Origin of the sequence: Kitasatospora sp. NPDC050463 (assembly GCF_040655255.1) — a bacterium.
Lineage (GTDB): Bacteria > Actinomycetota > Actinomycetes > Streptomycetales > Streptomycetaceae > Kitasatospora.
Map to the genome: position 1 here is coordinate 1 of NZ_JBFAJO010000027.1, position 21081 is coordinate 21081.

Sequence of the window (21081 nt, forward strand, 5' to 3'; positions counted from 1 at the left end):
CCCGGCCCCGGCGCACCCGGCCCCGGCGGCACCGGGTGCGCCGGGGTGGCGACCGGGTGGGGCGGCGCCTGCCCGGTGGCCGGAAACCGCAGGTCGTCGCAGGTCAGAGCCGTCGACCGGTAGGATGGACCCTCACCTATCAGGGGGTCAGATGAGCCAGCCGGACGTTCCGGCCCTGGGGCCGCTGCTGCGCACGCACCGCCACGACGCCGGGTTGACCCTGGAGGAGCTGGCGGAGGGTTCGGGCGTCAGCGCCCGCGCCATCGGCGACATGGAGCGCGGCCACAGCCGCGGCCCGCAGGCCCGTACCGTCCAGGCCCTCGCCAGCGCCCTCGGGCTCGGCCCGGCCGACACCGAGGCGCTGCTGGGCGCCGCCCGCGCGGGCCGGCGGCGGCATTCGGCCACCGATACGCCCGGCCTCTGTGATCTGCCGCCCGCAGTACCCGACTTCACCGGCCGCGAGACCGAGACCGGCTGGCTCGCCCGGACCGCCGGCGCCCTCGGCCGTCCGCCGGTCTCGATCGTCTCCGGCGCGCCCGGACTGGGCAAGACCGCACTCGTCGTGCACGCCGGGGCGCGGCTGGCCGACCGGTTCGCGGACGGCTGCTTCTTCGTCGACCTGCGCGGCCTGGACGCCGAGCCCGTCGCCCCGCACGACGCCCTGGGCCGCCTGCTGCGGGCGCTGGGCGTCCGCGAGCGGGACCTGCCGGGCGAGACCGACGAGCGCCGCGGGCTCTACCGCCGGCTGATGCGGGAGCGGCAGGCCCTCGTCGTCCTGGACAACGCCGCGCACGAGGCCCAGGTGCGCGCGCTGCTCCCGGGACCGGGCGCGGGCCGGCTCTGGGTGACCAGCCGCCGCACGCTCGCCGGGATCGAACACGCCCGGCGGCTGGTCCTGGCGCCGCTGCCCGTGGACGCCGCCACCGCGCTGCTCGGCGCGATCCTCGCCCAGCGCGACGACGAGCCGGCGGACGGCGGCGCAGGCGGGTCGGACCCGGCCGCCTTCGCTCGGATCGCCGAGCTCTGCGGGCACCTGCCGCTGGCGCTGCGCATCGCCGGGAACCGGCTGCTCAGCCGGCCCGCGTGGAGCGCGGACGGCCTCGCCGAACGGCTCGGGGACGAGGATCTGCGCCTGCAACGCCTGACCGCCGGGGATCTGCGCATCCGCTCGGCGTTCCGGCTCTCCTACGAACAGCTCTCCGAGCCGGTACGCCGCCTCTTCCGCCGGCTGGCGCTCGTCCCGGGCGCGGACTTCGACACGGGGGCGGGCGCGGCTCTCACCGGCCTGCGGCCAGACCTGGTCGAGGAGATGCTCGACGAACTCCTCGACCTGGGCCTGCTCGGCCACACCGCCGGCGACCGGCTGCTCTTCCACGACCTGCTGCGGCTCTACGCGCGCGAGCGGCTCCAGGAGGAGGAGACCCCGCAGGAGCGCGCCGCCGCCGAGGCGGCGCTGCACCGCTGGCTGCTGGACACGGCGGCGGCGGCCGGGCAGTGGTTCCAGCCCGGCCCGCCGCCGGACGACGGGGCGACGGTGACGGCGGGGCTCGGCTCGGCGCGGCGCGGGCCGCGCAGGCCTGGCTGCAGGCCGAGAGCGCCAACTGGCTGGCCGCACTGCGCGTCGCGGCCGCGGCCGGCCGCCACGACGAGGTGGTGCGGACCGCGGAGTCCATGCACTGGTTCTCCGACCGCTGGACCAACTGGGGCCACTGGCCCACCGTCTTCGGGCTGTCCCGTACGGCGGCGCACGCGCTGGGCGACGACGTCCTCGCGGCCACTCACGCCAACTACCTGGCCTGGGCGGTTCATTACTGCTCGCACCAGCCCCGCGAGTCGTCCGCCATCGCGGAGCAGGCGGCCGAACTCGCCCGCCGCGGCGGGGATGCCACCCAGGAGGCGTGGGCGCACTTCTACGCCGCGGCCGCCGCCATCCGGCTGGGCGAACCCGCCGGGGCGGTCCCCCGCGCCAGGCGGTCGGCCGAGCTCTTCGCGGCGGCGGGCGACCGCGAGGGCCGCCCCCAGGCCCTGCTCGCCCTGGCCGCAGCCCAGGCCGCCACCGGCAGCCACGCCGACGCGGTGGCCACCACCGACACCATCCTCGCCCTGCTCGCCGACCCCGCCACCGCCCCCGCCGCGCACATCGGCGACTTCACGCGCACCAACGCCCTGACCCAGAAGGGCGAGACCCTGCTGGCCCTCGGCCGCGCGCAGGAGGCCGAGCGCACCTACACCGAAGCCCGCGCCGTGGGCGCCCGCGTCGCCGTCCCCCTCCTCCAGGCCATCGCCGCCCTCGGCCAGGCACACGCCCTGGCCGAACTCGGCCACCGCTCCCGCGCCCTCACCGCCGCCCGCGAGGCCAGATCCTTCGCCGAATCCGCCGCCGACCCGGCCCGGTTGGCCGAGGCCACCCGACTGGAAGCCACCCTGACGGCCACGACGGACTGACCTCTGCTCCGGGGCCGGGCACGGCGGGCCGGGCGCTCACTCGAAGGAGACGGTGGGGGTGACTCTCACGAGGTCGAATCTCGTGTCCTCCGCACCCGCTCGCCAGGGCAGACGGTGGCCCGGACCGCTCAGCGGTCCGGGCCACCGTCGTCTCGTGGACGTCACCCACGATGACCGAAGTCGTCTCACCGGCCCCGAACCTCGGCCGTCAGCGCCGAGGCCCCTGCGGGACGTGCGACTACCTGTCGACGGCGTCGGTGACGCGATTCCAGTCGTCCAGGTCTGCGGTGCGGGCCTCCAGGGCGGTGCGCATGCCGGTGGCGCTGGAGGTGCCGAGAGCCAGGCGCAGCGGGGGGTTGGGGTCGTCGACCGCGGTTCGGATGCCTTCGGCGATCCGGGCTGCGGAGGAGAACGCGGATGCGGGCAGTTCTCCGATGCCCTTCTGGACCTCGCGGACGGTCTGGTCGTAGTCGTCGAGGCCGGCCGCGACGTCGAGGTTGGTCAGGAAGGGGGTGGCGGTCAGCCCCGGCTGGATGATCGTGACCTTGATGCCGAGCGGTGCGACCTCGGCCACCAGGGCGTCCGACAGTCCCTCGACCGCGTACTTGGTGGCGGCCAGCAGTCCCACGCCGGGGTGGGCGGACTGCCCGTAGAGCGACGAGCCCTGGAGGATGTGTCCGGATCGCTGGGCGCGGAGTACCGGCAGCGTCGCGCGGAGCACGTTGAGCACTCCGAAGACGTTGGTGTCGAACACGGCGCGGGCCTGCGTGTCGGAGGCTTCCTCGACGGCTCCGAAGAGTCCGTAGCCGGCGTTGTTGGCCACCACGTCGATGCGGCCGAACCGCGCGAGCGTGCGCCTCACCGCTTCCTGGACGGCCTGCTCGTCACGCACGTCCGCGGGGACGAGGAGCAGGCGGTCGCCGTGCGCTTCGGTGAGTTCGTCCAGGGAGGCGGTGTCGCGGGCGAGCGCCGAGACGGCATCGCCGTTCTCCAGTGCCTGGCGGGTCAGTTCGCGGCCGATGCCGGACGTCGCGCCGGTGATGAGCCATGTGCGGGGGGCGGTCTGCTGGTTCGAAGTTCCGTTCATGTTGCGACCGTAAGCCGATAGCTCATAACGCGTCAAGCGAGCTGGTGCCACGCGTTGCCCGTTAGACGGCTTAGCACCTGTTCTTGCTGCTGTAGGATGGGGCGATGAGCAGTGCTGCGGCCGGATCCGCGAAACCCAGCCAGCGCACCGTCATGCCGACGGTGGAGACCGTGCTCGCGTTCGTGAACACGCGCGCGGACGGGGCCGGCCGGCGTGAGCTCTTCGGGAACGGGGACTCGTTCGCGGCGTGGCTCGCGGAGCACGACGAGTTCGGCGGCGAGACCGTGGCGACCGACGCCGACGCCGCGGCCGCGCGCGAGCTGCGCGACGCCCTGGTGACCCTGCTGCTCGCACACTCGGGTGACGAGGAGAGCCTGGGCGAGCCGCTACGGGACGCCGAGCGGCATCTGCGGCGCGCGGGTGCGCTCTACCCGCTGGCGACGGTGGTCACGGCCGGTGGCGTCGAGCTGGCGTCGCCGCAGGCAGGGGTGCCGCGTGTGTTCGGGACCGTACTGGCCGCGGTGACGACCTTCGCGCAGACCGGCGACTGGGGGCGCATCAAGGCGTGCCGCAACCCCCCGTGCCATTTCGGTTTCTTCGACCGCACCCGCAACGGGGCAGGGCTCTACTGCAGTACCGGCTGCGGCTCCCAGGTGTCCATGCGCAACTACCGCCGGCGGCAGCGCCAGGAGGGCGAGGCACCGCCCGAGACGTGAGGCCGCGCTCCACGGGGCACGCGGGCGAAGTACGTACTCCTGGAGGCGGTCGACGAGCGACGCCGGAGCCCGGTCGTGGTGAGGCGCCGCTCTGATCCAGCGCTGTCCGATCGGGACGGTACTGCGGCCGTACCGCCCCGTCCGGCCGCGGGTCAGGCCGGGAGGGCCGAGCAGGTGACGTCCTCCCGGGTGCCCGCCTGCCACTCGCGCGGGGTGACCCCGTAGGCGGCGCGGAAGACCCGGCTGAAGTGGCTGGTGCTGACGAACCCCCAGCGCCCGGCGACGGTCGCCACCGTGGCGGGGCGGGCCGACGGGCGGGCCAGGTCGCGCCGGCACATCTCCAGGCGCCGGCGCTGGATCCAGCGGCCCACGGTGACGCCCTCGTGCTGGAAGAGCTTGTGGAGGTAGCGCACCGAGAAGTGGTGGGCGGCCGCGATCGTCTCCGGGGTGAGACCGGGCTCCCCCAGCCGCCGCAGGATGTACTCCTTCGTCCTGGCGATCGTGGTGCGGAGCTCCTCGGGCACCGCACGGGCCGCGCGCCGGCGGTGCTCGTGGGCGAGGACGGTGAGCAGGTCCAGGGCCGTGGTGGCGAGCCGGCCGGCCAGCTGCGGGTCCAGCGAGACCACCGGACGGGCGAGGCGACCCAGGTAGGCGGCCACCAGTGCGGCCGTCCCGGTGTCCGTCTCGAACGCCGCGCCGGACAGCTCCAGCAGGTCCTCCTCGGTCAGACCGGCAGCCGACCGGGGCCAGTGGAACACCGTACCGGAGAAGGCCTCCGACACCTCCAGGACGACCGGGCGGCCGGCCCGGGCGACCGCGAACGTGCCCGGCCGCAGCGGCAGCCGGTGGCCGTCCAGCAGCAGCGCGGCCGTGCCGTGCTGCGGCAGGACGAGGGTGATGTGGTCCTCCCGGCCGCACAGCACCACGCTGCGGCCGTGCGCGGCCGGCCACGGGTCGGCCACGATCGAGGAGACCCGCAGCGGGCCGAGCCGGTGGCCGGCGATGCTCGCGGGGACGGGGACGCTCCGGGGCGGGGCGGGGGTGAGGACTGACATCGGTACTCCTGCGACGGCCGCCCGGGTGGGCCCGGGCGGCCGGGTGCTGACACGGGGTGAGGGAAGGGGCGCGGGCGACGCGCCCCGCCCTCCCATCCCAGCCGCTCGGGCGGTGCAGGACCAGGAAGAACAGCAGGAGGAACTGCGCCCTGCCGGCGCCGGTCGGCCGAGGAGGCCCGGTGTCGGCCTCGTCGGCGAGGGTCGGGACGGGCGTGCCGGGCTCCGCGCTCCGGTCGGTGCGGGGACTCGTCGACCGTGCGGACGGGCGGGGGCGCGGCCCGGACCGCCGGCGCGTACCGACGGGCCACCGGGTGACTACGGCGGCGGGGCGGCCGCCTACCAGGAGTGGCGGTGCAAGGCGATGTGCAGGGTGTCCACGGCCTGGATGAGGGCGGAGCGGGCCGAGTCGGTGCGGCAGTGCGAGTCGAGCAGCACGAAGCCGTGCACGACGCCCTGGTAGCGGGTGGCCACCACGGGGACTCCGGCCCGGCGCAGCCGGGCCGCGTAGGCCTCGCCCTCGTCCCGCAGGACGTCGGCCTCCGCGGTGATCACCAGGGCCGGTGGCAGGCCCGCGAGCTCCTCCAGGCCGGCGCGGAGCGGGGCCGCGGTGGCCTGCGCGCGGTCGGCCGGGTCGGGCAGGTAGGCGTCCCAGAAGCGGCGCATGTCCGCCCGGTGGAGGAAGTACCCCTCGGCGAAGGCGCGGTAGGACGGGGTGTCGAAGTCCGCGTCGGTCACCGGGCAGAGCAGCACCTGGTGGAGCAGCCGGGCCCCACCGCGCCGGCGCAGCAGCAGGGTCAGGGCCGCGACCAGGTTGGCGCCGGCGGAGTCGCCGGCGGCGGCGATCCGGCTGCCGTCGAGCCCGATCTCGTGGCCGTGCGCGGCGATCCAGCAGGCCACGGCGTAGCTCTGCTCGACGGCGACCGGGAACCTCTCGGCGGGCGGGCGCCCGTAGTCGACGAGGACCACGGCGGCGTCGGCGCCCACGGCGAACTCGCGCAGCAGGTGGCGGTAGCCGTCGGCGTCCCCCAGCGCCCAGCCGAGGCCGTGCAGGAAGAGCACGACCGGGGTCGGCCGGGCGGCGTCGACCGGGCGGACCACCTGGATCCGGACCCGGCCGGCCGGGGTCGGCAGGGCCAGCCGGGCGACGACCGTGTCCTGGTGACCGTCCGACGGGTGCGGGCCGGCCAGGAAGGAGAGGTCCAGCGGCGCGGACCCGTCCGGCCTGCGGGCGCGGGCGGTCAGGAAGTCCTGGAGGTCGTGGTCCAGGATCGGGTTCCGGCCGTCGGGGGTGGTGCTGTCGGACACGGGTGCGCTCCTGGCGTAGCGGCCGGCCGGGCCGGCTTCGCGGGTGGTCGTCGCCTCGCCCTCGCGTCCGGCGCCGCGGCGTGTGGTGGCCGCCGCGGCGGTTCCGGGCACGGCGGCGAGCCGGGGGGACTGCCACCGTGCCCGGAGGTCGTGCCCGGCCCGGGGCCGGAGCGGCCCGGACGGCACCTCGCCACGCTAGGCGGCGGTCGGCCCGCGAACGGTGCCGAGAGTGAACAGGAACATGCCCCTCCGCGCACGGCCGTCCCGACGCGCACGCCCCTCATGCACACCCCCCGGCGGCCCCGGCAGCCCGTCAGGCCCCGTCGGCGCGCCGCAGCCGCCATTCGCGCGGGGACGTCCCGTACGCGGCCCGGAAGGCCCGGCTGAAGTGCGCGGGGTTGACGAACCCCCAGCGCTGGGCGACCGCCGAGACCGTCGGCGCGCTGCGGCTGCGCCGCCCGAGTTCCCGGGCGCACTCCTCCAGCCGGCGCCGCTGGATCAGCCGGCTCACCGTCACCCCTTCCTTCTCGAAGAGCCGGTGCAGGTAGCGCACCGAGATGTGGTGGGCGTCGGCGATGCTCTGCGGGGTCAACCCGGGGTCACCGAGGTGGCGGTCGATGTGGGTGCGGACCAGCCGGACGAGGTGGAGGTTCGCGACGTCGGGCTCGGCGGCCGGCCGGCCCGCGAGCTCGGCGACGAGGGTGAGGAAGAGGTCGGCGACGCTGCCGGCCAGGAGGTCACCGACGGCCGACGGGTAGCTGGGCGCGGCATCGGCGAGGGTGTCGAGGAAGGGGCGCAGCACGGCCCCGAGGCTCTCCTGTGAGCTGACGGCCCGCCCGGTCACCCGGCGGATCTCGGCCTCCGGTACGCCGAGCAGCCGGTGCGGCAGGTGGAACACGTGGGAGCGGAAGCGCTGCGGATAGTCGACCGAGTAGGGCCGTGCGGTGTCGTACAGCACGAGGTCGCCGGCCGCGAGCTCGGCCCGGCGGCCGTCCTGGGTCAGCACCGCGCGGCCGGACACCTGGACGCCCACCGCCACCTGGGCCTCCGCCCCGGGCGAGCGGGCGATCAGGCCCGGTGTCCGGGAGACCCGCGTCGCGTCCGCCTCCAGCGTGGACACCCGCAGGCAGCCCAGCCGGTGCGACTCCAGGCGGCCGTCGAACGGGCCGTCGGCGAGCGGCACCACCTCCACCGGCGCCAGGGCGTGGGAGACCGCCCTGCCCCAGTGCACCGCCTTCTCCCCGTCCGGCACCGCGGCGGTCGTGACCTGCAGGTTCACCTGGCTGTCCCCTTCTCTCGGCGTTCACGGCCGAAGCCCCGCACGACCAGCCTGGTCCGGGGAGCGGACGGTTGCCTAGGTCATCTGACTGTCGCTGCGCCTGACGGCGGCGGCCGTGCACGGTGAGGACAGGAGGAGTGCGCGGCCGTTACAGCGGGCGCGGGACGGGAGGAGCCCGGCGGGAGGAGACCGCAGCCTCAGTGGCCCTCCAGGGCACGGGCGAGCGCCGCCCGCGAGGCGATCCCGAGTTTGGGGAAGACCTTGTACAGGTGGGCCGCCACGGTGCGGTGCGAGAGTCCGAGCCGGTGACCGATCTCCTTGTTGCTCAGGCCGGTCGCGGCGAGCCTGGCGATCCGCAGCTCCTGCCCGGTCAGTGCGTCGGGCACCCGGTGCGGCTCCGGGGCGAGCGGGCCGCCCGCGGCGCGCAGTTCCTCCTCGCAGCGCCGGGCCCACGGCTCGGCCTGGAGCCGTCGGAAGGCCTGGTGCGCCGTGCGGAGCACGTCCCGGGCGTCGGCCCGGTGGCGGCGGCGCAGCCACGAGCCGTGGGCCAGCCGCAGCCGGGCCAGTTCGAAGACCCACTGGTCGGCGCCCGGGACGGCGTACGCGGCGCGGTAGGCGTCGTCGGCCGCGTCGTCCTCGGCCGCCAGGGCGGCGGCCGCGGCGAACAGGAAGGCGTGGTGGCCGGAGATCTCGCCGGGCCGCTGGGCGGGGCCGGTGGCGAGGTGGGCGCGGGCTTCGGCGCGCCGGCCGGTGTGCACGGCGGCCTCGACCAGGTCGAAGGCGAGCTGGTGGAACCAGCGCAGGCCGCTGGGCAGCCGCCCGGCCGGGGCCAGCCCGGTGAAGTGCGTGTACGCGTCCTCGTACCGCCCGTGCGCCAGGGCGGCCAGGCCCTGCAGGTGGGTCAGCCGGTCCAGCACCAGGCGCATCCCGGCGCGCGCGGCGACCGGCCGGATCAGCCCCGCCGTCTCCCGCAGCCCCGCCTCGTCGCCGCGGCCGGCGAGGAAGTGGGCGTGGTAGAAGCGGAACATCAGCGCGTTGCAGTGGTAGCCGAGTTCCTCCGCGGCCTCGGCCTCGCGCAGGCACACGGCGGCGAGGTCCCAGCGGCCGCGCAGGAAGTCCTGGTAGCACTTGGCCTTCGCGACGGAGCCCTGGGTGGCGTAGCCGTGCAGGCCGGTGAAGCGCCGCCAGAGGTCGCCGTCGGCCACCTCGACCGCCGAGGCCGTCCAGAGCAGCAGCCAGGCCGCCCCGGCCTCCTGTTCCTCGCTCATCCGGTCGACGACCGCGCTCAGCTCCCCGGCCACGCCGGCGGCGGTCCGGGCCGGGTCGAGCCAGGCCCGGTGGCAGAGCCGGGCGGGCTCCGAGACGTGCGCGTGGTGCCGGTCCAGCGCCTGCCAGGCCCTGGGATCGTCGGTGTAGGTCGCGGTGAGCAGCAGTTTGAAGAAGACCTGCTCGGCGAGGCCGTCGAAGGGCTCGGCGCCGGGCGCGGTCAGTGCGTCGAGGGCCGCGGGCAGCAGTGCGGAGGCGGACTCGAAGTCGATCCGGTGGCTCTGGTCGACGTACACGACCGCGTAGGCGAACAACGGGGCGATGTCGGGCGGCACCGGCCGGCTCCGCAACTCCTCCACCAGGGCCGCGGTGTGTCGCAACTGCCCGCCGCGGGCCGCCATCACGGCCGCCCAGGTGAGCCGGCGGGTGCCTTCGTCCGGGTCGGCGCTGAGCGCGGCGGCGCGGTCCAGCAGCAGCGCGCCCTCCGCGTCGCCGCCCCGGCGGGCCAGCCGGCTGCCGGCCTCCTGGAGGCGGCGGGCCAGGTCCTCGTCCGGGAGCAGCGCCGCCGACGCCTCGTGGATCAGCCGCTGCGGGTCCTGCGGCGCGAGACACCGGGCGAGCACGCGGTGGGCCTCGCGCAGGGCGACCGGGGAGGCCGCCGAGATCACGGCGGTGCGCACCAGGGGGTGGCGGAAGACCAGCCGCCCGGCCGGGTCGAACCCGGCCAGGCCGCCGTCCTCGATCTGGGCCAGGGCATCCTCGGCGTCCTCGCCCGCGACGGCCCGCAGCCAGCCCCCACCCGAGGAGTCCGGCCCGGCGGCCAGGGCCGCCAGCAGCAGCAGGTGTCCGGCCGCCGGGGTGATCGCCGCCAGCCGCCCGGCGAACAGCTGCTCCAGCCGGCGCCCGAGCGGGAGGCGGTCGGGCAGCTGGCCGACGCCCCGCTGCTGGTCGGCGGCCAGCTGGCGCGGCAGCTCGACCAGGGCGAGTGGATTGCCGGCCGCCTCCCGCAGGACCCGGCGGGCGGTGGTCTCCGCGAGCTGCGGGTAACTGCGGTGCAGCAGCAGGGCGGCGTCCGGCTCGGAGAGCGCCCGCACCTCGATGGGCTCGGCCGACCACGCCTGGGCCACCGGGCCGCCCGGCCGGCTCGCGCCGACAATCACCACCGGCAGCTCGGCGCAGCGCCGGCGGACGAAGGCGAACACGGTGGCGCTGGAGGAGTCGATCCAGGGCAGGTCGTCCAGGACCAGCAGCAGCGGGCCGCGCTGCGAGGCCTCGGCGAGCAGGGCCAGGGTGGCGGCGCCGACCGCGAACCCGGACGGCGCCGTGCCGGCCCGGACGCCCAGGGCGCTTTCGAGGGCCTCCCGCTGGTGGGCGGAGAGCGCGCGGGAGCCGCCGAGCAGCGGCCAGAGCGCCTGGTGGAGCGCGCCGAACGCGAAGTCCGTCTCCGCTTCGGCGCCGACCGCGCGCAGGACGGTGAATCCGCGCTCGCGCGCCTCGCGGGCCGCCCACTCCAGCAGCGTGCTCTTGCCGACGCCGGGCTCGCCCCGCACCAGCAGGGCCGAGCCGCCCGCGCCGCCCGCGGCCCGGGCGAGGGCCGCGTCCAGCAGGTCCGTCTCCCGTCGGCGGCCGACCAGGAGCCGGCCGCGCACCTCCTGCACCGTCGCTCCCCCGGGCCGGCGACCCGCCCGGCGGGGGTCGGCAGTTCGTTCCGCCCGCGCTGGCGCGCGAGACCCGGCGGGCCGGGGTCGCCGGGCGGCGACCCGTCGCCGGGCAGGGTCAAGGCTAACCGCCTGCCGGGCGTGTGCGTGCCGGGCCGGGAACGCCCGTCGGGCCCCGCGTCCGCGCGTCGGCGCAGGTGCGGGGCCCTCGGGGTACGAAGTGACTGCCGTGCAGGTGAGCGGGGTCGCGGGGAGCCGCGGGGTCAGGCGCCGACGAACTCCAGCAGGTCCTTGGTGAACGCGGCCTCGTACGCGCCGACCAGGCCGTGCGGGGCGCCCGGGTAGACCTTGAGGACGCCCTGGGAGAGCAGCTTCACGGCCTTCTCGGCGGAGGCCGCGATCGGGACGATCTGGTCGTCGTCGCCGTGGGCGACCAGGACCGGGATGTCGATCTTCTTGAGGTCCTCGGTGAAGTCGGTCTCGGAGAACGCCTCGATGCAGTCGAGGGCGCCCTTCAGGCCGGCCTGCATGCCCTGCAGCCAGAACTCGCGGCGCTTGCCCTCGGAGACCTCGGCGCCCGGCCGGTTGAAGCCGAAGAAGGCCTCGCTGAGGTCGTAGTAGAACTGCGAGCGGTCGGCCGCGACGCCGGCCCGGATGCCGTCGAAGGCCTCGATCGGGGTGCCCTCGGGGTTGGCCTCGGTCCGGAGCATCAGCGGCGGCACGGCGCCGAGCAGGACGGCCTTGCGCACCCGGTCGCTGCCGTGGCGGCCGAGGTAGCGGGCGACCTCGCCGCCGCCGGTGGAGTGGCCGACCAGGACGGCGTCGGTGAGGTCGAGCTGCTCCAGCAGCTCGGCCAGGTCGTCCGCGTACTGGTCCATGTGGTTGCCGTCCCAGGTCTGCTCGGACCGGCCGTGGCCGCGCCGGTCGTGGGCGACGACCCGGTAGCCGGCCTCGGCGACGGCGACGGCGAGGCTGTCCCAGGCGTCGGCGTTCAGCGGCCAGCCGTGCGAGAGGACGACGGGGCGGCCGGTGCCCCAGTCCTTGTAGAACTTCTGCGAGCCGTCGGAGAGCGTGATGGTGGGCATGAGACGCCTTTCGGTGTCGGTGTCGCGGCCGGGCGGAGGTGCCCGGCCGGGGGGAGCGCTGGTTCTCGGGCGGGTGGTGCCGGCGGGCCGCCGGCGGGGCCGACGGCCGGTCCGGCGAGGCGGACGGGGCGGGGGCTCCCGGCTGCCGTGCGGAACACGACCGACGCTAGTACGGCTCCGGGACGGCCGCTGCTCTCTCCCTGCACGGGCCTTGCTCACGGGCGCACCGTCGCGCCGGCCCGGGACCGACCGGCCCGGTGCGTCAACGGGCCATCCGTCCGCGCCTATTGACTCGGAATCCAACAGTGGCGATTCTCGTCACACCGAGTACGCGGGACATGACAGTCGCCGGCCGGGCGGTCAGGTGCCCCGGGCCGGCGGCCGTTCCTCCGCGTCGTCCGCGCACCGAAGACCTGAGTGGTGATCCATGCCCCCACACCCCCACCGCCGGCGCAGACTCCTCACGGCCCTGGCCTCCCTCCTCACCCTCCTCTCCCTGCTCTTCGCCGCCCCCGCCCCCGGGGCCTCGGGCGAGACGGGCTGGTGGAACCCGGTCGCGCGGCCCGCGCCCGACTCGCAGATCGGCGTCACCGGCGAGCCCTTCCGGGGCACCGACGCCCAGGGGCGGGTGCGCGGCTTCGTCGACGCGCACGACCACCTGATGTCCAACGAGGCCTTCGGCGGCCGGCTCCTGTGCGGCAGCACGTTCTCCGAGTCGGGGATCGCCGACGCGCTCAAGGACTGTCCCGAGCACTACCCCGACGGCTCGCTCGCGGTCTTCGACTTCGTCACCAAGGGCGGCGACGGCAAGCACGACCCGGTCGGCTGGCCCACCTTCAAGGACTGGCCGGCCCACGACTCGCTGACCCACGAGCAGAACTACTACGCCTGGGTCGAGCGGGCCTGGCGCGGCGGCCAGCGGGTGCTGGTCAACGACCTGGTCACCAACGGGGTGATCTGCTCGATCTACTTCTTCAAGGACCGCGGCTGCGACGAGATGGACTCCATCCGCCTCCAGGCGCGCAAGACGTACGAGCTGCAGGCCTACATCGACCGGATGTACGGCGGGGCGGGCAAGGGCTGGTTCCGGATCGTCACCGACAGCGCGCAGGCCCGCGAGGTGGTCAAGCAGGGCAAGCTCGCCGTCGTCCTCGGCGTGGAGACCTCCGAACCCTTCGGCTGCAAGCAGATCCTGGACGTCGCGCAGTGCAGCCGGGCCGACATCGACCGCGGCCTGGACGAGCTCTACGGCCTGGGCGTGCGCAGCATGTTCCTGTGCCACAAGTTCGACAACGCGCTGTGCGGGGTCCGCTTCGACGAGGGCGGCCTCGGCACGGCCATCAACGTCGGCCAGTTCCTGTCCACCGGCACCTTCTGGGCGACGGAGCAGTGCGCCGGGCCGCAACACGACAACCCGATCGGCCTAGCCCCGGCGCCGGGCGCCGAGAGCTCGCTGCCACCGGGAGTGGCCGTCCCGTCGTACGCCGCCGGCGCGCAGTGCAACACCCGCGGCCTCACCGAGCTCGGCGAGTACGCGGTGCGCGGCATGATGCAGCGCAAGATGATGCTGGAGGTCGACCACATGAGCGTCAAGGCGGCCGACCGCGCCTTCGACATCCTCGAATCGGCCTCGTACCCGGGCGTGATCTCCTCGCACAGCTGGATGGACCTCGACTGGACCGAGCGGGTCTACCGGCTCGGCGGCTTCGTCGCCCAGTACATGAACGGCGCCGAGGCGTTCAGCTCGGAGGCCAAGCGCACCGACGCGCTGCGCGACAAGTACGGGGTGGGCTACGGCTACGGGACCGACATGAACGGTCTCGGCGGCTGGCCGGCCCCGCGCGGCGCGAACACCCCGAACCCGGTCCGCTACCCGTTCCGCACCGCCGACGGCGGCTCCGTCGTCGAGCGGCAGACCACCGGCGCACGCACCTGGGACCTCAACACCGACGGCGCGGCGCACTACGGCCTCGTCCCGGACTGGCTGGAGGACATCCGGCTGGTCGGCGGCCAGGACGTGGTGGACGACCTCTTCCGCGGCGCCGAGTCCTACCTCGGCACCTGGGGCGCGGCCGAGCACCACCGGGCCGCGACGAACCTCGCGGCCGGCTCCTCGGCCACGGCCGGCTCCGCGGAGTGGAACCCGTTCACGAGCTACGCCCCCGACCGGGCGATCGACGGCAGCACGGGCACCCGCTGGGCCAGCGACTGGAGCGACGACCAGTGGCTGCGGATCGACCTCGGGGCCACCACCCTGGTCGGACGCGTCACCCTGGACTGGGAGCGCGCCTACGGGAAGGCGTACCGGATCGAGGTCTCCACCGACGGCGCCACCTGGCAGTCGGTGTGGTCCACCAGCACCGGTGGCGGCGGCCTGGAGACCGCACGGTTCACCGGTGTGCCGGCCCGGTACGTCCGGGTCCACGGGCTCCAGCGCGGCACGCAGTGGGGCTACTCGCTCTACGAGGTCGGGGTCTACAGCACCTGACGCGGTTCCCGACAGGAGTGCGCGCGCCCCGGGCGACTGCCCGGGGCGCGCGTGGGGTGTGGGGGGCGTGCCCACTGCCCGGGCGCGCTCCGCTCAATTCCGGCAGATGTGCGGCATCAGATAGACGTCCACCGCGACCTGGCGCTCGGGGTGGGCCGACGGGAAGGACGAGAACTCCAGGTAGTACGGCAGCGGCGGACGCTCGGTGCGCTGCATGCCCTTGGTGGCGGCGCTGACCGCCAGGTGCATGTAGGTGAACGGGATCAGCTCGGGCGGCCCGACGTGACGCATCGCCAGTCCGCTGGAGGTGGGCACCACTTGGACGCCCATGCCGTCCCGGCTCTGCGGGTCGAAGCGGTCCGGGACCGGGACGCAGATGTCGTGCCGCGTCCGGGCGCCGATGAAGAAGTCCGGGTCGTCGTAGGAGACGCCCAGGGCCTTCGAGCGGGCCGGGCAGTGGCCGTGGGTGGTGAGCCAGCCGCGCAGCCGCTCCCAGGCGGTGTCGGCGCTGTCGATCGGGCCGAGGTGGGAGTAGAACGCGACCCGGCGCTGCGGGATCGCGGCCGGGCGGATGTCGGTGCCGGCCGCGCCGGCGGTGGGCCAGGCCGTGTTCTGCGGGTTGGTGCGCAGGTCGGTGGGACATATCCCGTACGCGGAACGGAACGCGCGGGTGAAGGCCGCGTGCGAGTTGTACCCGGCGCTGACGGCGATGTCGATGATCGTGCGGTCGCCGTAGACCAACCGGTAGGCCGCCAGGGAGAGTCTGAGCCGGCGGACGTAGCGGTGGATCGGCTCCCCGACCTGGTGCCGGAAGACCCGGCGCAGGTAGTCGGGCGAGGTGTGGGTGGCCATCGCCAGCTCCTCCAGGGAGACGGCCGCCTCACCGTCCCTGACCTGGGCCACGATGTGGGGGATGGCCCGGCGCAGACGCTCGTCGTGGCTGCTCAGCGTGTCGATCTTCATAGCAGACTGAAGCCCTCCGCTTCTCGGGTCCGCCGGGCGGGATCCGACGGGCCACCGGAGCCGATTCCGGGCCTGTGGGGCCGACGCCTGACGACGGACCGACCGATGGCACGTCAATCGATCGCACCTCAATGCCTACCTGCGCGGCAACCCCCCGTGCGCGCCAGGGTCGGACGTCCGGATCCAGATCGCCCCGGAGCTTGGCCGGGGAACGGACACTGCCGTGACGGCAGCTCCCGGGGACGGGCGAAGACGGGCCCCGAACGGGCTGTCGGCCCTGACGGGGATTCTCACGATGCTAGGGGGGGCGTCCAAGGCTGTCCAGCGGGCCGGAGCCGGTGCGCGGAGGTGCGCCACGGCGGCCACCGGCCCGTGCCCGGGTGTGCCGACGCCTCAGGACACCGGCTGGCGCAGGATGGTGCGCCGCCGCTCGGGGGCCGTCCTGGTCGGGTCCGAGAGATAGATCTCGTGGTGCCGGCCGGCCTCACGCAGACCCTCGGTGTGCAGGTAGTCGTGCAGCAGCTTCACCGTCCGCGGCTCCGTCTCGTACGGGCCCTTGTGCAGCACCTGGACGCAGCGGCCCTCGGCGAAGGACTCCCGGCGCAGCCGGCCGGTCGTCTCGGCGCCGGCCTTGGCCGCCGCCTTGGCCAGCGCGGCGGCGAGCTGCGCGTCGGTGTAGGGGACGGGCTGGCGGATCAGCAGGGTCCACTCCCAGCCGGCCCGGTCGCCCGGGCCGTAGGAGTCCACGGAGACGGCGTCGAAGTGCGGGTCGTTGCTGCGCCAGAGCCCTTCCAGCGGCATGACCGCGTAGTCCGTCCCGGTGTCGGCCCGGACGGCGAACTTGAGGGCGTACGAGGCCGCGTACAGCGCGGCGATGGCGGCCCCGAACTCGGGGCTCTGCTGCGGGTCGCCGACACCGTCGACGGCCAGGAAGGCGAACTCGGGGACGTCGAGCGCCTGCGGGACGGCCTTGGCGCCGTACAGCGCGCCGCCGAGCTTGCGGTGGTCGATCTTCTCGGTCTTGCCGGTGTTGTCGGTCTTGCCGGTGGTACTCATGGTGCACAACTCCCGTACGGCTGCGGATCGGGGCGCCCGGGGCGCCGGTGGGTCGGGGCGGCCGGAGGCCCCCGCAAGGGGCGAACGAGACGGCGCGGCGACGGTCACCGCGCGCCCGGTCGCGCGATCCGGTGCCGTCACCCGGCCGCCGGGCCGGGCCGCTGACCCGGGCTTCGCCCAGGAGCGGGCCGGTCCGGGACGGCTTTTCCACCGTTGCGGTCAAGTCCTCCCCCGGCAACCGATCCAAAGCTTGACTGAGCCGGTCAACAACTCTCCAACCGCTTCTCACCCGGTCGTTTCGCTGCGAGAACTGACGTGCGCGGTTCCCCCATCCGGATGACGAGAGGGATGCATCGTGACTCCAGCCGCCCAATGGACCCCCGTGTCGGTGTCGGCCGCAGCGGACCCCCATGAGGTCCCCTCGCACTGGTTCAACCTCGTCCCCAGCCTGCCCGGCCCCGTCCCGCCACCCCGCGAGCCCGAGGGCGCGGAGCACGACGCCTGGGGCTCCCGGCTCGCCCTGCAGCAGCGGATCCGGCTCGACGCCGTCCGGGCCCAGGACGGCGCCACCGAACCCTTCCTGGCGATCCCGGAGCGGGTGCGCGAGGAGCTGGCGTCGATCGGGCGCCCCACCCCGCTGCTGCGGGCCCGGGCCCTGGAGCGCCACCTGGAGACCCCGGCCCGGATCTACCTCAAGCGCGAGGACGTGCTGCCCACCGGCAGCTTCAAACTCAACTCGGCCATCGCCCAGGCCCACTTCGCGGCCGAGCAGGGCGTCGACACGCTGGTCACCGAGACCGGCGCCGGCCAGTGGGGCCACGCGGTGGCCTGGGCCGCCCGCCGCTTCGGCCTGCGGGCAGTCATCTACTGGGCCGGGGTCTCGGCCCACCAGAAGCCCGGGCGGCGCGCGCTGATCGAGATGCTCGGCGCCGAGGTGCACGCCTCCCCCAGCGAGCGGACGCCGGTCGGCAAGGCCCTGCTGCGCGACGGGCGGCACCTGCTGGGCTCGCTCGGCACCGCGATCGGCGAGGCGATCAGCCACGCCGCGCTGCACCCGGAGACCCGCTACATCTCCGGCAGCAACCTGGCCCACGTCCTCATCCACCAGACCGTCATCGGCCAGGAGACCAAGGCCCAGCTGGCCGCCCTCGGCGAACAGCCGGACGCGCTGGTGGCCTGCGTCGGCGGCGGCAGCAACCTCGGCGGCTTCATGGGCCCCTACCTGGCCGAGAAGGCGGAGCGCGGCGACGGGCTGCTGCTGCTCGGCGCGGAGTCCGCGAGCGCCCCCCGGCTCACCCGGGGCACCCTGCGCTACGACCACGCCGACCCGGAGGGCGTCACCCCGCTCGGCAAGTCGTACACCCTGGGCCGGGACTACGAGCTCCCGGAGACCCACGTCGGCGGTCTGCGCCAGCACAGCGGCTCGCCCCTCATCGGCGTGCTGCGCGGCGAGGGGCTGCTGGACGCGGTCGCGTACGAGGAGGCCGAGGCGTTCGAGACCGGGCGGCTGGTGCTCTCCACCGAGGGGATGCTGATCGCGCCCGAGTCGTGCCACGCGCTGCGCGCGGCCGTGGACCGCGCCGTGCTGGCCCGGGAGACCGGGCGGGACGAGGTGATCGTGGCCTGCGTCAGCGGCAACGGGCTGCTCGACCTCGACGGCTACCTCGCACACCGCTGACCCGCGTCGCACCCGACCGGCCCGAACACCGTCCGGAGCGCCCCGCCGACCACGCACACCGGGAGCACGCCACCGCGTGGCCGGGCCTCGCCCGCACCACCGGGAGCACCACCCCCGCGCACGAGGCGCGCCGAAGGGAGCACCCGGACCACGACCGCGCGCCGTGGGACCACGCGCGCCGGGACCGAGCACCCCGGGACCACCCGTTCCGACACCACCCGTTCCGACACCGCGCACGAAAGGACCGACGTGTCCGACGGAACCATCATCGAGCTGTCCAGCGGGACCAGCCCAAGCTGCCCGTACTATCTGGGCGAGTCCATCGGCGACCGGCTGCCCGAGTACCTGGGCCGGCACGCGTTCGACGAGTTCTACCTGGTCACCAGCCAGCCGCTGTACGAGCTGTTCGGCCGGGACCTCGCGCACCGGCTCGGCCGGGCGGGCGTCGCCGTCAACCTCGTCACCGTGGCCGAGGGCGAGGGCGTCAAGGGCTGGCCCGAACTCACCGCCCTCTGCGAGCGGCTGGTGGCCGCCGGCGCCACCAAGGACTCGATCGTCGGCGCGCTCGGCGGCGGCATGATCAGCAACCTGGCCGGACTGGCCGCCGCCATGGTCTACCGGGGCCTGCGCTTCGTCGAGATCCCGACCACCATGCTGAACCTCACCGACGGCACCCTCAGCAACAAGCAGGCGATCAACGGCGCGCTCGGCAAGAACCAGTTCGGCGTCTACCACGCGCCGCTGTTCATCTGGGCCGACGTGGCGATGCTGCGCAGCGAACCGGAGCGCCAGCACCGCAGCGCCCTGGTCGAGGCGCTGAAGAACGGCCTGGTCAACGACGCCGCGTGGGTCGACCGGATGGAGGGCCTGCTGGCCGGCGGAGTGGCGGGCATCCGGGACGACCTGCTCGGGGTCTGCCACGAGGTGGTCCGCAGCAAGCTGGGGATCCTGGCGCAGGACCCGGGCGAGCGCGGCGCCGGCATCATCCTGGAGTACGGCCACACGGTGGGCCACGCGGTGGAGTTCCTCTCCGGCGGCGCGCTGCTGCACGGCGAGGCGGTCGGCATCGGGATGTGCGCGGCGGCCCGGCTGGGCATCCGGCTCGGGATCACCGCCCCGCAGGTGCTGGCCCGCCAGGAGCACCTGCTGGGCACCCTGATCGGCAGTCCGACCACGGTGCCCCGGGAGTTCACCCCGGAACGGATCGTCGAGGTCATCCTCAGCGACAACAAGCGCCGGGCGGGCGGCGCGGTGCGGTTCGTGCTGGTACCCGAGGTCGGCCGGGTGCACATCGTCGACGGCGACCACGAGACGCCGGTGCCCGAGCCCCTGCTGAAGAGCGTCCTCGCCGAGGCCTGAGCCCCCACCGCCCACCGCTGAACTCACAGGCCCCGACGGCCTGTTCGGCCTCCCGAAGGAGTCATCCATGTACGACGCGCATGCCCCGGAGATCGCCGAGACGGTCTACCGGCTCGACGGCCCGCTGCGCTGGGCCCTCGGCGAGGTGCAGGACCTGCTGCGCAGCGTCGGCGCCGCCCCCGGCCAGCAGGTGGTCGACGTCGGCGCGGGGACGGGCTACGCGGCCGTGCCCGCCGCCCGGCTGGTCGGGCCGCAGGGCTCGGTGCACTGCGTCGACGGCAGCCCGGAGCTGCTGGACGTGCTCGCCGCCCGGGCCGCCCGGGAGGGCGTGGCCGACCGGCTGACCCGCACCGTGAGCCCGGTGGTACCGCTGCCCCTCGCCGACGCCGCCGCGGACCTGGTGATCTCCACCTACGTGCTGCACGAGCTGGCGGACGAGGCACCGGCCGCGATCGCCGAGATGTACCGGGTGCTGCGCCCCGGCGGGCGGGTCGCCCTGGCGGACTACCGCAAGACCGCCGACAAGGAGCGCAACCGGGAGATCGAGGCCTGGTACGCCCGCCAGCCCGACGGCGCGGGCCCCGAGGAGGTGCACCTGCGCTTCTCGCTGAACGAGGTGGAGCAGATGCTGCGCGCCGCCGGATTCCAGCGGATCGAGCTGCGCACCTGGCACGACTTCCACGTGCACGCCACCGCGGAGAAGTGAGGCGCACCGGCACCGAGGGCCACCCCGACGGCGGCCCACAGCCCAGCACCTGACGATCCATCAGCAACGGAGAAGGAGAACTGTCGTGGTCAAGCTTGCCTACAACGCCAACGGCCTGCGGACGATCTCGGTGGAACGCGCGATCGAGGCGGTCGCCGACGCCGGCTACGAGGGGATCGAGCTCTCGCTCCACCCGGCCCACCTGGACCCGTTCACCTTCGGCCCCGCCGAGGCCGCGCCGATCCGCAAGGCCCTGGAACGCTCCGGCCTGACGGCCTGCTGCCTGGCCGCGGGCGCCGACAACCTGCTCGGCGAGGAGCGGTTCGAGCCCTCGCTGATCCACCCCACCGCCGAGGGCCGGGCCCGGCGCGTCGACCTCGTCCTGCGCGCGGTCCGGATCGCCGACGAACTCGGCATCCCGTACGTCAACTTCGCCACCGGCAAGCGCAAGCCCGAGGTGGGCGAGGCACAGGCCCGGCAGTGGCTGGACGAGGGCGTGCGGCAGGTGCTGGAGGGCCCGGGCAGCGCGGTGCTGGCGATGGAGCCCGAGCCGGAGTTCTTCCTGGAGAGCAACGACGGGGTCGCCCGGCTGGCCGACGCGCTGGCCTCGGACCGGTTCGCCCTCGCCCAGGACCTCGGGCACTGCCGGGTGGTGGAGGAGGACTACCTCGGCTCGGTCGAGCGGAACCTGCCCTACACGAAGATCATCCAGGTCGAGGACATCAAGGGCCGGGTGCACCACCACGAGATCCCCGGGGACGGCGACATCGACTTCGCCGGCTTCTTCTCGGTGCTGGGGCGCGGCGGCTACGACGGCTACGTCAGCGTGGAGCTGTACAACCACGCCGACCGCTACGAGCACGCGCTGCGCCGCAGCCGCGAGGTGCTGACCGCCGCGATCGCCGCCGCGGCCGCCGGCCCTCAGGGCTGACCCG

At 74.8% G+C, this 21081-nt stretch carries 15 protein-coding genes and 1 pseudogene; 8 read left to right on the forward strand and 8 right to left on the reverse strand.

The annotated features are described in order from the left end of the window. Positions 1 to 151: 151 nt before the first annotated feature. Positions 152 to 304, forward strand: a pseudogene (locus AB0J08_RS18695) (helix-turn-helix transcriptional regulator); the annotation flags it as partial. A 1190-nt stretch (positions 305 to 1494) separates the two neighbouring features. Continuing rightward, a complete protein-coding gene (locus tag AB0J08_RS18700; protein WP_360635028.1) occupies positions 1495 to 2445 on the forward strand; it encodes a hypothetical protein in 951 nt (316 codons plus the stop codon). A 238-nt stretch (positions 2446 to 2683) separates the two neighbouring features. Here AB0J08_RS18700 and AB0J08_RS18705 read toward each other — a convergent pair whose 3' ends face one another. Next, entirely contained in the window at positions 2684 to 3532 is an 849-nt protein-coding gene (locus tag AB0J08_RS18705) for an SDR family NAD(P)-dependent oxidoreductase (protein ID WP_360634769.1), read from the reverse strand. Positions 3533 to 3636: 104 nt separating this feature from the next. Here AB0J08_RS18705 and AB0J08_RS18710 point away from each other — a divergent pair, with 104 nt between their 5' ends. Continuing rightward, complete coding sequence (locus AB0J08_RS18710) at positions 3637 to 4248, forward strand: CGNR zinc finger domain-containing protein (RefSeq protein WP_360634772.1); 612 nt, start codon at positions 3637 to 3639, stop codon at positions 4246 to 4248. A gap of 152 nt (positions 4249 to 4400) precedes the next feature. Here AB0J08_RS18710 and AB0J08_RS18715 read toward each other — a convergent pair whose 3' ends face one another. From AB0J08_RS18715 to AB0J08_RS18735, 5 genes are all read right to left on the reverse strand, one after another. Next, the gene (locus AB0J08_RS18715; protein ID WP_360634775.1) at positions 4401 to 5303 is read right to left on the reverse strand and encodes a helix-turn-helix domain-containing protein; all 903 of its coding nucleotides are present in this window, start codon (positions 5301 to 5303) and stop codon (positions 4401 to 4403) included. 336 nt (positions 5304 to 5639) lie between these two features. After that, entirely contained in the window at positions 5640 to 6608 is a 969-nt protein-coding gene (locus tag AB0J08_RS18720; protein WP_360634778.1) for an alpha/beta hydrolase, read from the reverse strand. Between the two features lie 313 nt (positions 6609 to 6921). Beyond that, positions 6922 to 7887 carry a helix-turn-helix domain-containing protein gene (locus AB0J08_RS18725; protein ID WP_360634781.1) on the reverse strand — a complete coding sequence of 322 codons (966 nt, stop codon included), beginning with the start codon at positions 7885 to 7887 and terminating at the stop codon, positions 6922 to 6924. Positions 7888 to 8084: 197 nt separating this feature from the next. Next, on the reverse strand, positions 8085 to 10811 hold the full coding sequence (locus AB0J08_RS18730; protein ID WP_360634784.1) for a BREX system ATP-binding domain-containing protein: 2727 nt from the start codon (positions 10809 to 10811) through the stop codon (positions 8085 to 8087). A gap of 263 nt (positions 10812 to 11074) precedes the next feature. Then, positions 11075 to 11896: an alpha/beta hydrolase gene (locus AB0J08_RS18735; protein ID WP_360634787.1), complete on the reverse strand. Its 822-nt coding sequence runs from the start codon at positions 11894 to 11896 to the stop codon at positions 11075 to 11077. 427 nt (positions 11897 to 12323) lie between these two features. Here AB0J08_RS18735 and AB0J08_RS18740 point away from each other — a divergent pair, with 427 nt between their 5' ends. Then, the gene (locus tag AB0J08_RS18740; protein ID WP_360634790.1) at positions 12324 to 14384 is read left to right on the forward strand and encodes a discoidin domain-containing protein; all 2061 of its coding nucleotides are present in this window, start codon (positions 12324 to 12326) and stop codon (positions 14382 to 14384) included. Positions 14385 to 14477: 93 nt separating this feature from the next. Here AB0J08_RS18740 and AB0J08_RS18745 read toward each other — a convergent pair whose 3' ends face one another. Together AB0J08_RS18745 and AB0J08_RS18750 are read right to left on the reverse strand one after the other, a co-directional pair. Beyond that, positions 14478 to 15347: a helix-turn-helix domain-containing protein gene (locus AB0J08_RS18745; protein ID WP_360634793.1), complete on the reverse strand. Its 870-nt coding sequence runs from the start codon at positions 15345 to 15347 to the stop codon at positions 14478 to 14480. A 393-nt stretch (positions 15348 to 15740) separates the two neighbouring features. Then, a complete protein-coding gene (locus AB0J08_RS18750) occupies positions 15741 to 16403 on the reverse strand; it encodes a GyrI-like domain-containing protein (RefSeq protein WP_360634796.1) in 663 nt (220 codons plus the stop codon). A gap of 388 nt (positions 16404 to 16791) precedes the next feature. Between AB0J08_RS18750 and AB0J08_RS18755 the strand changes: the two genes are divergently transcribed. The 4 genes from AB0J08_RS18755 to AB0J08_RS18770 all read left to right on the forward strand — a co-directional run bounded on the left by AB0J08_RS18755 (position 16792) and on the right by AB0J08_RS18770 (position 21077). After that, positions 16792 to 18081, forward strand: coding sequence for a TrpB-like pyridoxal phosphate-dependent enzyme (locus AB0J08_RS18755; protein ID WP_360634799.1), 1290 nt, complete (start codon positions 16792 to 16794; stop codon positions 18079 to 18081). A 249-nt stretch (positions 18082 to 18330) separates the two neighbouring features. Beyond that, the gene (locus AB0J08_RS18760; protein ID WP_360634802.1) at positions 18331 to 19440 is read left to right on the forward strand and encodes a 2-deoxy-scyllo-inosose synthase; all 1110 of its coding nucleotides are present in this window, start codon (positions 18331 to 18333) and stop codon (positions 19438 to 19440) included. A 67-nt stretch (positions 19441 to 19507) separates the two neighbouring features. Further along, positions 19508 to 20146 (forward strand): class I SAM-dependent methyltransferase, encoded by a 639-nt coding sequence (locus AB0J08_RS18765; protein WP_360634805.1) that lies wholly within the window; start codon positions 19508 to 19510, stop codon positions 20144 to 20146. An 85-nt stretch (positions 20147 to 20231) separates the two neighbouring features. After that, positions 20232 to 21077, forward strand: coding sequence for a sugar phosphate isomerase/epimerase family protein (locus tag AB0J08_RS18770; RefSeq protein WP_360634808.1), 846 nt, complete (start codon positions 20232 to 20234; stop codon positions 21075 to 21077). The last annotated feature ends 4 nt before the right edge of the window (positions 21078 to 21081 follow it).